This window comes from Paenibacillus sp. 276b, from assembly GCF_900107875.1.
GTDB classification, from domain to species: domain Bacteria; phylum Bacillota; class Bacilli; order Paenibacillales; family Paenibacillaceae; genus Paenibacillus; species Paenibacillus marchantiae.
The window spans coordinates 1,851,207-1,863,995 of record NZ_FNRR01000001.1; the positions used below are offsets into that span (position 1 = coordinate 1,851,207).

The 12,789-nt window shown below is 43.9% G+C and carries 10 protein-coding genes; 2 read left to right on the top strand and 8 right to left on the bottom strand.

Translation table 11 applies throughout. The features are described 5' to 3' along the window. Positions 1 to 16: 16 nt before the first annotated feature. Positions 17 to 1,540, bottom strand: a complete 1,524-nt coding sequence (locus BLV50_RS07775; protein WP_256337889.1) for a response regulator transcription factor — start codon at positions 1,538 to 1,540, stop codon at positions 17 to 19. A 186-nt stretch (positions 1,541 to 1,726) separates the two neighbouring features. After that, complete coding sequence (locus BLV50_RS07780; RefSeq protein ID WP_063563652.1) at positions 1,727 to 2,080, bottom strand: VOC family protein; 354 nt, start codon at positions 2,078 to 2,080, stop codon at positions 1,727 to 1,729. Positions 2,081 to 2,297: 217 nt separating this feature from the next. On the opposite strand from BLV50_RS07780, the gene BLV50_RS07785 reads away from it, so the two are divergent. Beyond that, on the top strand, positions 2,298 to 2,762 hold the full coding sequence (locus BLV50_RS07785) for a CBO0543 family protein (protein ID WP_063563651.1): 465 nt from the start codon (positions 2,298 to 2,300) through the stop codon (positions 2,760 to 2,762). A 25-nt stretch (positions 2,763 to 2,787) separates the two neighbouring features. Here the strand turns inward: BLV50_RS07785 and BLV50_RS07790 are convergent, their stop codons facing one another. After that, a complete protein-coding gene (locus tag BLV50_RS07790; RefSeq protein ID WP_090806830.1) occupies positions 2,788 to 4,074 on the bottom strand; it encodes a cellulase-like family protein in 1,287 nt (428 codons plus the stop codon). A gap of 97 nt (positions 4,075 to 4,171) precedes the next feature. Then, positions 4,172 to 7,567: a DUF5107 domain-containing protein gene (locus BLV50_RS07795; protein WP_090806832.1), complete on the bottom strand. Its 3,396-nt coding sequence runs from the start codon at positions 7,565 to 7,567 to the stop codon at positions 4,172 to 4,174. A gap of 127 nt (positions 7,568 to 7,694) precedes the next feature. Here BLV50_RS07795 and BLV50_RS07800 point away from each other — a divergent pair, with 127 nt between their 5' ends. Beyond that, the gene (locus BLV50_RS07800) at positions 7,695 to 8,591 is read left to right on the top strand and encodes an AraC family transcriptional regulator (protein ID WP_079693775.1); all 897 of its coding nucleotides are present in this window, start codon (positions 7,695 to 7,697) and stop codon (positions 8,589 to 8,591) included. A 117-nt stretch (positions 8,592 to 8,708) separates the two neighbouring features. Here the strand turns inward: BLV50_RS07800 and BLV50_RS07805 are convergent, their stop codons facing one another. The 4 genes from BLV50_RS07805 to BLV50_RS07820 form a co-directional block, all read right to left on the bottom strand. After that, positions 8,709 to 9,938, bottom strand: coding sequence for a multidrug effflux MFS transporter (locus BLV50_RS07805; protein WP_063563647.1), 1,230 nt, complete (start codon positions 9,936 to 9,938; stop codon positions 8,709 to 8,711). Between the two features lie 332 nt (positions 9,939 to 10,270). After that, a complete protein-coding gene (locus BLV50_RS07810; protein ID WP_256337890.1) occupies positions 10,271 to 10,684 on the bottom strand; it encodes a universal stress protein in 414 nt (137 codons plus the stop codon). A 20-nt stretch (positions 10,685 to 10,704) separates the two neighbouring features. Continuing rightward, the gene (locus BLV50_RS07815; protein WP_090806836.1) at positions 10,705 to 11,940 is read right to left on the bottom strand and encodes a CynX/NimT family MFS transporter; all 1,236 of its coding nucleotides are present in this window, start codon (positions 11,938 to 11,940) and stop codon (positions 10,705 to 10,707) included. Positions 11,941 to 12,162: 222 nt separating this feature from the next. Then, the gene (locus BLV50_RS07820) at positions 12,163 to 12,729 is read right to left on the bottom strand and encodes a helix-turn-helix domain-containing protein (RefSeq protein WP_063563645.1); all 567 of its coding nucleotides are present in this window, start codon (positions 12,727 to 12,729) and stop codon (positions 12,163 to 12,165) included. Positions 12,730 to 12,789 lie beyond the last annotated feature (60 nt).

A 12,789-nucleotide genomic window follows, 5' to 3' on the forward strand; every position in this document is an offset into this window, starting at 1 on the left:
CTTGTCGAGTCCCAATCTATGGTTGTTTTCGATACGCGGAGGGAGCCATCCCCGTCATTCGCTTGAACTGACTTACAAAATAGTCGGCATTAGGGTATCCTGAATGGACCGCAACTTCGGCTATGCTACAACAGCTCTGACGTAACAGTCTCTTCGCCTCCTCGATCCGTTTATCATTCAGATATTCCCGAAAAGACTTGCCAGTCTGCTGTCTGAAGGCTTGCCCCAGATAGTTGGCATTCATATGAAATTTCTGTGCAATCTCCTGGAGCTGCAGCTTCTCCCGAAACTCATGGTTAACATATTGCACTACACGAAAAATCGTGCTGCATTCTTTTTCTTTCCGCTGCTCCTGCAGAGCTCTCAAAGCGTTGAGACTTAATATAAGTGCATATTCCCTAAATGCAGGAAAGGAATCAATGTCAGATAAATCGCCCAACATATGTTGTAACTGCAACACAAACCTGTCTACATTCCCATCCAGCTCCTTCATTTGCTTGAGAACTCCCATTTCAAGAGCAAGCAATTGTACCCGAACATATTCTATATCCGACACAGACAGCCCTGAATCTGGACTCGCAAGCAACTCGTGTACCTCTCTCTCCAACCCATTCTCTTCACCCGTTAAAATGGTTTTAAACAGGTTACTCAACGCTTTTTGATTTACAATCGCCATGTTACTATGCCGTGGCAAATCTTGATCGCGAATAATGCCGCTTCCTTTTTGATAACGCTTCCATTTCAAAGCAGATAACGCTTTTTCAAATGCTGACCGCATAGCGACTACTCCACCTGAGTGATATCCAAATGCCACAATAATTGATCCATGACCGGAGTAAATCTCAAACAAGGTTCTCCCTAGCCTCTCAAGCCAACTCAGAGAATCTTCAATTATAGCAGCAAACACACCCATTCTTCCTTCAGCATCCATAAAAAATTCGTAGTGATGAGCGCTAGCAAAACGCTGTACCTGTGACTTTATGTCTTCATTGCAAATATCCGTTTCAATTAAAAGACAGGCCATATTCTCATGACCCTTCATTTGCAATATACTTTCCACTTCGGCTTGCAGTTCGCTGCTATCCTCCCCCTGAAACAGACGGTTGAACAAGCAATTTACATATAAAGTACGCTCATGTTGATGCAATTTCTCTGCGACAAGCTCGTTCTGAATTTTACGACTCATCTGTTCTAATACGTTTTCAATCTCAACCTCATCAATGGGTTTGAGTAAATAATCCTCCACACGCTGTTCCAGCGCTGTTTTCGCATAATCAAAGCTATCGTATCCGCTTAATATGACAAATCGCGGCGGTTTGGCTAGTTTTTGTATCGAGCGGTCAATCAGTTCAAGTCCGCTCACTGAAGGCATATGAATATCTGTAAACACCAGGTCTGGCCGAAGGTTCTCAATAATGGACCAAGCAGCGTTCCCGTTCTCAGCCTCTCCACAAATTTGAAAACCGTATTTGTTCCAATCTACCATTGTCCGCAGACCTTCCAGTACCCATGGCTCATCATCCACTAACAAAACATTCATCATTCTTGTTCCCCCCCGTTAATAGTGATGAATTTTGTCATTGTACACCTTGAATTTGCGACTATTAGTTAATCATAACATCCGAGCAAAGAATGCCAATACTTCAAACCAATATACAATAATTTTTAAAGAAAGTACTTTAATTTGCACAGTAACTCTGCTTGTATACACTCCCTGACAACTGATTTAATGTCTATGAGCAAGGATATTGATCAACTTACCAAATGGATCACGGACATAGAATCGACGAACTCCCCAAGGCTCATCCGTAAGTTCATATTCTATTGTATAACCCGCGCTTTTCATGCGTTCGTACACTACATCGACATCATCAACTTCAATCGAAAGGTCAGGTGTAGGTGTATTGGAGCCACCTTGTGTGGCGATACTTATTTGAACGTTCTCCTCTCCAAGTAATCCGTATGTTTCAATCCAACCATGATTCATCAATAAATCAAGTTCAAGCACATCCTGGTAAAAGCTTTTTGCTGCTGGAACGTTTTGTGTATTAATATTGGTGACAATTCGTTTCACCCTCATTTTCAGAACCTCGATTCAATTAGTATATTCCCCCAACGAGGAATCCTCGCCCTTATTTTACATTATCATCTAGTACCACGTTATTCAATCGACAAAAAGACCAACCAAGGGATTCTGGCTAGCCTGATAATACAAAAGTGGGATGCATCCCTTATGAAATTATAAATTTGGTTAATAATAAGAAATTATTCAGGTGAAAACCTATGGGAGTGATTCGATGCTGGGGAATGTCATTTTTGGTATGGTTATCCCCATCTTAATCGGTGGATGGATTCTACGTAGAAACGTCAACATCCTCTTAGCTTATTATCCGCTGGGAGTAGCCACCTCTTCTTGTTTAAACAGTGCGGGCTTCAATTTTTTCTGGAATATCCTTCCCAATACCCGTAACCAATCATATGCGGGGCTCCCTTTCGACTTAGGTATATACCCTATTGCTGGATGCCTCATGATATACATGATTCTTGAAAAAAATACGAAGTCGTGGCTAGCAATCTTAATAACCTCTTTTACATTAACGCTGATCGAATGGTTGGCTAAAGAAATGGGTAGAGTTCTTTATTTTAATGGCTGGAACATCTATTGGACTTTCTTTTCTTATTTTCTTCCTTTAGTCGTGGTGTACGGATATAGTAAAGTATTCACTCTGATGTACAACGTTTCTGATAAGAGGAGAACATAAAGTTTGGTTCTTTCCAACATAACAATTATTGCGATGCAAGAATATATCGATTCCATTTCTGTTGCCAGGGGATATCGTCCCAGAAAGGATGATGCGGCGCACAGTTAGAGCATAGAGTCATTCCCCAGAAGCCAAGAGCCATTCCTTTACGCAGCGCGTACTCTGCAATGAATTTCCCAACAGGCCCCTCTTCGAATCCCGCTAACAGCGGCGTATAACCAACATATCCTTCCCCAATAACGACCGGCAAGCCAGAATGAGCCGCCCATTCGTGAGCTTCCTCGAAGCGCATATCTGCCTTTTGCAGCATAGCCAGCTTATGTTTACTATAATTGTCGTATAAAAAAAGATCCCATTTATCCGGCTCCACCCAGTCATGCAGATAGAGCAGCCTTAACCCTACCGGATTACCTTCCATTCTCCATTCTTGGTCGCGCGGTAGCGTATACTCTTCAAATGGAGGCGCATCCTCCCGCAGGAGCGATTGGACAAATGAGCCGGGAAAAGGCGCCTGCTCATCATCAATTCCAGCCGCTTCGGTTAATTCATTCAATACCCCTTTGATATAGAGATGGAAATGTGCAACCTGTAAATTTCCCGCTACATAGGATTTGGGATAGGCTTCATTTAGTGTATAGCTTGCTGTCATCAAAATATCCGGGTGGACACTTCTAAGATAACCTACGGCCTCTTCAATATAAGGCTGCATGGCTTCCACCAGTGCCGGTACATTGGACGGGGCAATGCCTCGAGCGGTTCCAATCTCGGTCAGTTGCCCGAACTCCACCTCATTATGCAGCTCCGCGTAGACGATCTGCTTGTCGTATCCTTTCGCTTTTATATACCGGATAAGCTGATCCATGGATCTCGCAATAGCCATAAACCGCTCCTCCGGAGATATGGCAGCCAGTTCATCGCGCAACCCGGGAAATGCCAGGAAGCTGGGGCTCTGCTGATATTCCCAAGAAGACAGGATGATATAACAGCCATGGGCCTTGGCCTGTCCGAACAACTCCAGCAAATGTGCATGTCCATCCAGCTGGGCGCCACCTCGGCAGTTGTACCAGCGTGTCCGCTGCCCGATCTCTCCAAGGCTGCCGAAGTATAATGGACCCGGCCGCTTGCCTTCCGCCGTGAACAATAAAAAGGGCATCGCACAGATTCGGATCGTATTGTAGCCCCTCTCCACTGCTTCCTTAAATCTCGCCTCAAGGTCGCTATAGGGTTCTCCCGGTAAGGTCATGGTGTACCAGGAAAAATCCCACATCGTGATGGTCAGTTTGCGCGGCAACTCCCTACGCCCTACATCCATTATCATTACACCTTCCTTTTTGTTTGTAGCAATACAGGTTTATTCTCTATAATACAGCCAATGGACAATATCTCTACATCTCTTTGATGATGGAGCATTAAGGTTGAAATCCTTCGCCCAGTCGTTGGGAATACCGTCTATGAACCATTGCCCCTTGATGATTAGGCTCCATTTCCAGAGCCAACTCAAGTTCGGTTCCGGCCTCTTTGTCACGGCCAAGCCCCAGAAGTCCCAATCCCCTCATGTACCGGCAATGGATTACATTTCGCCGGTTCAGATCATCCTCAAATACTAGGAAATCCGGCAAGGATACCGCAAAATAATCCATTTTGATATCGTCAAAAATATGCTTTTCAGCATAATCAATCAGTTTATTAAAACGGCGCTTAGCTTCCTTCCCGTTACGGAGCTTTAACCAGGCCAACCCTTGGTAAAAAATCATTTCTGGCGGCTGATCGTTGTAGAACAACGCACTTGTCGGCTCGGCTAGACCCTGTGAAGCTATGGTATAACTAGCGATAGCTTCTGTTTCCCGCTGCAGTCCTTCGTAAGCCATGCCTAGATAATAATAAATATTATTCTCCTGAGTTCCTTCCAACTTACCTTCTCCCAGATTCAACGGATAGACTAATGCTTGTTTTAAATGCTGAACTGCTGCTTCATAATGACCGTTTTGCAGCGCTTGTTTACCAAGCTCGGTATGAGCCAACTTATATTGCCCAGTCACTTTCCCTTCTCCACCTTCCCACGGATGGAAATTGCGCAGAGACAAGGCAGCGATTGCCTCTTGATAACGTTCAAGATTGTTTAGCAGGGATACGTATTCCACATACAGATCATCTCGCTTCTCGACCAGATCTCGCCGCTCTTCAAGGAACTGGAGGCGTTTGTCTGTTGACCACGCAAGCTTCTTACGCAGCTGATCCAGTTCAAAGAAAATACGACCATCATCCGGTGCATAAGCAAAGGCCTGTTCAAGCGAAGCTAGGGCCGCTTTCGGATTGTTCTTTTTGTTATAATAGGCCAGCCCCAAGTTGCGGTGTACCGTCGGAAAATCATCCCGCAGTTCGCGGGATTTCTCCCAGCTCGCAATCGCCTCGATAGGTCGTTTTTTGTCATAATAAAAGTTTCCGAGGTAGTAATGAGCCTTGTCGTCCTTCGGGTTAGCATGAACTGCACTTACCAGCAGCTCAAGTTCAAACAACGTGTTCGGGAAACAATAGGTTGGATTGGCCAATTGTCCCTTACGACGTGCTTCTTGATCATGTTCATGTTGTCCGATACGTTTATATAATTCAGCCAGTGCATAATGCAGCATCGGATAGACTGAATTTTCCGGGTCCACTATTCTTTTCCCTACTGCAATGGCTTCTTCATAGAAACCGCTGTCCATATAATCTGCGATGACATTCAGATAGTTGTGTGCGTCATCTCTCATCAATTGCTGTAATTCAGTCAGAATACCTTGTGCAGCATCCTTGTCTCCCATAGCTGTATGAGCCAAAGCCAACTCATTATAAGCTCCAAAATCCGCAACATCCAATTCAAGGGTTTCAAGCGCATAGGCCTTTGCATTATCAATCAGACCAAGCTTGCGCAGCAGTGCGGCTTTCAGATTACGTGCTTTGTAGTTTCGTGAATTGCGGATGAGTGAACGTTCGATCTGCTCCAGTGCCTCGGTGTACTGGCCTTTCAGGCTGGAAATCTGAGCAAGAGAGAAGTACCCAGCATCCTGCCACGCTGCCGACCAGACCGATTTGTGGAAAGCAGTAAACGCTTCATCCAAACGGCCTTGGCCACGAAGTGCTCTTCCCAGCTGGTAGTAGGCCTCGCTCTCATATGGGTTCGGATTACGCCAGGTCAACCGCTCAATAGATTTACGGAAATACTGCTCGCTGTCTATGTATAATCCACGACGAAGTAGTAACGTTCCATAAGCTACATTTAACCGGATATCTCCGTTATCCCGCTTCAATCCTTCCAGATAGTACGCTTCAGGCTCAAACGTAGCATGCCGATATTGCTCCAGATGCTTGCCTGCCAGATACAGTTCTTCGGTCGAACGCAGTTCTTCTGGTGCTGCCAGTGGTTTAGCAGCTTCAGGAATCTGTTCAATATCTGGACGTTTCGGTTGATAGGAAATCAGCACTCTGCCTTCCCTATTTCGAACCAAAAGCTTCAGATCATGCTCCTGCTCCCCGCTCTCCAGCGGAATAACCTTCTGATATACATCTACAGGGGACAATTCAACCGTTTCCTGCAAATACCGGGTTGCCGCCCCACTCAACTCCACAACGGCATGTTCGAGTTTAGATGTTGCATATACCTTGATCACTGCCTCTCCGGCTTCAGCATCAACTTCCAGATTGATGGCTGCTTCGATGGAGGCATTTTTTACGACACCGATGTTTTTGTAAGGCATGAAATACTGGGTAAAGGTCTTCTCCTCGTAGGGCTGTAGCCAAGTGAAGTCGGGCTGATTGTCTGTGTACACTCCAGTCATAAGTTCAATGTATGGGCCATCTTCATCCGTCAATTGACGGTCCCACGCCTGACCGAACTCCCCATTCCCCCAAGTCCATTGTTTCTTGCCGGGAGAAATATGATGATTCGCCACATGCAGCAATCCGGCCTCTACGCCGTGATCATATGCGCCGACGAAATTATAATCGGATTTATAAGCCATGTACGAAGTCGGAACCGGGATGTTCTTATACCGGGAAATATCAACGCCTTCCGAGTAATCCTGTTTGTAATAAGTTCCGGTAGCAATAGGAAAACGGGAGACATCCCTTTTGCCATGATCGAATACAGCCGTTACGTCTGGTGGAAACACGGATTGTGTATATTCATTAACTGCTACGGCCGGATTTGCCCACCACAGAAAGGTCTGTGGCTCAGGTGTCCGGTTGTATAATTGAGCCTGGATCTCCAAATAGGCTTTATCCGGATAGAGTTTGAAGGCTGCAGTGACTTTTGTACCGTACATCCGGTCAATCTCACTAACCCATACTGTAGCACTGCCATCGTCAGTTGCTTCGTATTTGTATTCAACCGGACCAAATGTATTAGGACGGTGATGCTGCGGCCAGTTAAATTCAATTCCTCCGGAGATCCAAGGACCAGCAAGGCCCACCAGTGCAGGCTTAATGACGCGGTTATAATAAACAAAATCATAATTGTTCGTTTTATCAAGCGCACGATAGATTCTACCGCCGATTTCCGGCATGATCTCCATACGGATATATTGATTCTCCAGAATAACCAATTTGTAATTTTTATCATGCTTCACATCCGAGATACTCTCGATCACTGGATGCGGATACACACGACCGGTGCTTCCCTGATAGACTCTTTTCTCCAGAAACATCGGATTTGGGTCAGCTTCACCCGCCTCATATGTAGGTATCAACACGCTTGTCTCCCACACTTGTACCTGACTGGATCCGGTTGGATCCGCCTCCAGCTTGTGATCCACAGCCTCATGCTTCATGTTAGAACTGCCTCCCTTGTCTTGATAGTTATACTGTATATTCTGGCAAGGAAGGTTCCAATTGACGAAATGCGGGAAGTGATGGATTATATTCTTATTCGGATTATGAATTACGGGGGTAACTGGAATGAGTCCTGACCACATACGCAAGCGTGAAGGATTTGCAGAGGAGAAGCTATATGTACTTCCTGAATACTGGATGAAAGAACTGGAACAAGAAGAACTAACCTCTACCTTATTTATTACGGACATCGGCTATTTCCCCAACGCTCACTATCATTTCAGGGAGCGTCTGGAGGGCAGCCCCTCGCATATTTTCATCTTTTGCGAAGCGGGAGAAGGATGGGTTGAGTTGAATCATGGAGAGCGATTAATCATGCAGCAAGGAGATATGATGATAATCCCACCCGAAACTGCACATCGTTACGGGGCAATGCAGGAGAATCCATGGAGTATCTACTGGTTTCATTTCAAAGGCAGCCATTCGAATCGATTGGTGAAGATGTTTGGTTTATCTAACGCCACACTCGCTTTATCCCCAAGCGGCAAGGCCCGTTTAATGGAATGGTTCCTACCTACCTATGAAATGCTGGCCGAGCGGACATATGCCCTGACTACCCATGTACATGTGGCCCAAACTACTAGACAGTTGCTCTCCGGGATTGGCTTAAATGCCGTCAAATCGGCACAAGAGAAGAAACGTGAAACTTATCTGGAACAGGCCATTCAATACATGAATGTACATATGAGTGGCTCTATTTCTCTTACGGAGTTGGCTAATCATGTCGGGGTGTCGAAACAGCATCTGATCTTTCTGTTTAAATCTGAAACGGGCGTCGCTCCGATCGAATATTTTCTACAGCTCAAAATTCAGCGGGCAGGTCATCTTCTGGATCTTACCGAATTGAGTATTAAGGAAGTCAGCTATGCAGTGGGCATTAGTGATCCCTATTATTTCTCCAGGCTCTTCAAGAAGATATCGGGATTCTCCCCTTCCAGCTACCGGAAGATTCCGAAAGGCTAGCCTTTCAAAAGTTCTTTGCCGTCTTTCCTTCATTACCATAATAAAAAACCGTTGAGTCTTTAAATTAAAGATCAACGGTTTTTTATATCTAATAGGATCAATCCCTCATATTCTCAATTAAAAGTTAGCATCAGACTGAGCATGCTGAGGTGTGTGATGCGATATTTTTTTAACGAGTAGGAAGTACGTAAGAATCGCAACGAGACTGGTCATTAATAAAGTGAGTCCAAGTGGGACGGCAGTGTCTTCACCTGCGATACCAACCAGAGGAGCAACCAGCGCGCCTAAAAGGAAAGGAACAACTCCGAGTAGCGCTGCTGCACTTCCAGCCATCTTGGCTTGGCTCTCCATCGCAAGCGGAAATGCTGCAGTAGACGTAATACCTATGGAGCAAACAAAGAAGAACAATGGAATGACCAATGCGAACAGCGGGCCATGAACTATGGTTACCACCAAAGCTGCAACGCTTGCCGCTAGAGCAAGCCACAGTCCAGATAATAGAAGAGTCTGCTCAGGTATACGTTGTGCTAACCGACCCACAATTTGGGAACCGATGATCAAGCTGATCCCGTTCGAAGCAAACAATATAGCAAATACAGTTGGTGTGACTCCATAAATATTTTGGTAAATAAATGGTGTTCCTGCTACATATGCAAATACCCCAGCCGTCATGATTCCCTGTGCAAGCATATAGCCGACAAACTTGCGGTCACGTAGTAGCGTTCTGTAATTGCCCAACTGTTGTTTGAAGTTGGGAGCCATACGTCGTTCAGGTGGGTTAGACTCCTTCAAGCCCCACTTTGTCATTATTAATAAGAAAACGCCCAAAAATGAGAGTGAGATAAACACTCCAATCCATGTCGTGAATGAAAGAATGCCACTTCCAGCGATCGGTGCTGCCAAAGGCCCTAAATTCCCTACAAGCAACAGCAAAGAGAAGAATTTAGTGAGTTCATGTCCACTGTACAGGTCTCTAGCTATCGCGCGAGAAATAACAATTCCTGCTGAAGCCGCAAACCCTTGAGTGAACCGAAACAAAATCAATAGTCCGATATTAGGAGCAAAAGCGCACGCCAAGGAGCAAATAATATAGGCTGCCATGGAGATTAACAACGGTTTACGTCTACCGTGAGCATCACTCAAAGGACCCATAACGAGCTGCCCCACACCTAGACCTAATAAACAAGCAGTAAGACTAAACTGAACAAGTGATGCACTTGTATTGAAATTCTTTGCAATCTCAGGAAAAGCCGGTAAATACATATCAATAGTAAATGGGCCTAATGTTGAAAACAAACCCAGCAACAAAGCCAGGCCAAATACATTCCAATTATTACTCTTTATCATTGTTGATTAAATCTCCAATTCATTACGTAATTTAGTTTATTTGAATCGTCATTACAATCCATTTAGCGTTACCTATCCCCCGTTCACACCCCACATCTATGATCCTAACAAATTGTAACTGCCCTACTCCAGAAAAGCCACTTATTTTTCTTTCCTATTCGGAGTATAGGACATAGAGTTAACTGTAAGTCAATAGTTCGTTTAAAAGCAATCATAAAACCCCCTACTAGAGCAAATTATAGTTTTGCTCTAGTAGGGGGTTTTAGACTATTCATGCAACTCGTGTTCCGCATTAGTATATCAATGCATCAGCCTTGCAGTTTCCTAAGGATTTAGTGCACAATGAGCACTGGGCATTTCGATAACTGTGAAACCTTGTGGCTGACACTTCCAAGCATCATTTCTTTTATGCCACTTAGCCCCCGGCTACCAATAATAATAAGTTGCTGCTCAGTAACCTTAGCATATTTTAATATTTCATGTGCAGGATCTCCCTTAAGATGAACTGTTTCTGAGTTAATCCCCGCAGATTTTAATTTGGATTTGGCGCGTTGCAACTGTTCCAGACTCGCTTTCTTCATTTCGTTCAATATTTCTTCCAAGAAATTCTCTGGTAAATAGGTCATACCACTCGATACATATTCCTGGCTAACATTAACCAAGGTAACTTGGCTTTGTTTGTCTCGGGCTATTTCAACGGTTGCATTGAGAAGTTTGTTCGTTATTCCAGCTTGATCAATTGCCACAATAATTTTGTCAAACATAGTTATCGTCCTTTCCGTGGCAGCTCGTAACGACTTCCGCTACCTACAAAACGGTTTCTTGCTGCTCCCATTCCGGCTAACAAAAGTAAGACCGAAGCGCCCAGCAGAATGAAAAGTGGCATATCCCAACTATTTGTCGCATCATGCAGATATCCAATAAGTGCAGGACCAATTGCGGCAAGAAGATATCCGATCGATTGCGCCATGCCAGACAATTCCGCTGCTTGATGCGCATTTTCAGTGCGTAACCCAAAAAACATCATGGATAAACTAAAGGCGAAACCTACACCAATTCCCAGTATTATGATCCACAATAATATAATATTGGAGCTTCCGTAAAGAAGCCCGAGTGTTCCCGTCAAAAGCAAAATGGTTGTGATAACCACTAACAAACGTTGGCTAGACATGCGCCCAGCAATAACAGGAACAATAAATGTAAATGGAAGCAGTGCTAACTGCATTATCGAGAGGTACCAACCTGATTGGGTTGAATCAATTCCTTGCTGCTTTAAAATTTCAGGTAACCATGCGATCAACACATAGAAAACCATGGACTGTATACCCATAAATAAGGTTACCTGCCATGCAAGAGGGGACCGCCAAACATTCACATCGTTGCTGGCCCTCTGCTGACTGGTCGTGACTGTTTGCTTCGATTGATTTCTTAATTGGGGTAACCAACAGAGAATGGCTACAAAACTTAGAACCCCCCATATTCCTAATGCTCCCTGCCATTTTAGACCTGCGTTCACAGCTAGCGGTACACTGATTCCTGATGCAATGGCTCCACATAAACACATTGAAACGGAGTAAAGACCTGTCATAGAGCCAATTTTGTTGGGGAAATCCCTTTTGATTATACTTGGCAATAATACATTACATATGGCAATTGCAAATCCTAGAATTACTGTTCCAATATACAGATTAGCTGCACCAGATAAAGAACGTATTACAATGCCAATTGTCAAAAAGATTAGGGCAAGCAAAATGATACGTTCAACCCCATACTTTCGGCCTAATTTCGGTACTAGAGGCGATAATAAAGCAAAGGCTAGCAAGGGTAAAGTCGTTATCAAGCCCGCTAATGTATTTGAAATATGAACGTCATCCCTTATTAGACTCACTAAAGGACCGACTGATGTTAAGGGAGTACGTAAATTAGCAGCAATAAAAATAATGCCGAGAATGATAAACCCTATAGAGGAAGGTAGGGCTTTTGTATTTTGATTGTTCAGCATTCTTCAATTCTCCTTCCTGAAATCACAGATATTATTTGTTCCCTGTTGATTGTAAAAATGGTGCAATAATTATCCGCGCGGACAACAAAAGTATATTATAGTATATCATTATTTACAATAAGTATTTTATAATATAATTAAATTGTCTAAAAAAACAAAAATACAACTCTGAATTCCGGTAATGGAATTCGGAGTTGTATTCATAAGTGGAATTTGCGACTTTTAGAAACCATACTTCAAGGCTATATGCAGCACGGTTTCACTATTCGTATGATTAGTATAAGAGTGAGGAGAATCAGCACGAAAACTAATCGTATCGTATTGATTCAAGATGTGAATCTCTCCATTGACTTGAATTTCAATGGATCCCGTCATTACGGTCGCAATTTCAGTTGTATTCACATGATGTCCTTCAGGATGGTAGGAGCTATTGGGCTGTAAGTAAGCCCGACACATTTCAATATCGCTGCTAGCGTTTTTAAAGACGGGTTCAATAACCCAATTTTTTTGTTCATTAGAAAACCGCAGTCCTTCGCCTGCTCGATACAAACTTACAGGGTCTTCTGATTTGAACAAAGCCAAGAGTGGTAAAGATATGCCTTTTGAGATTTTCCATATGATCGCCAAAGTTGGATTTGTCTCGCCACGTTCGATATTTCCCAGAGTAAGTTTGCTTACGCCTGTCAATTCCGCTAAGTCGTCTAAGCTCATGTTGTTTTCTTTTCTGTACCTTTTCAAGGCAGCGCCAATTTGTAATACAAGTTGTTTGGATTCGTCGACTTCTTCCATTTGCTATTCACCTCAACAAAAAAGCAGTTATAAGCTAGTATATCGTTTATCTAGATTCTT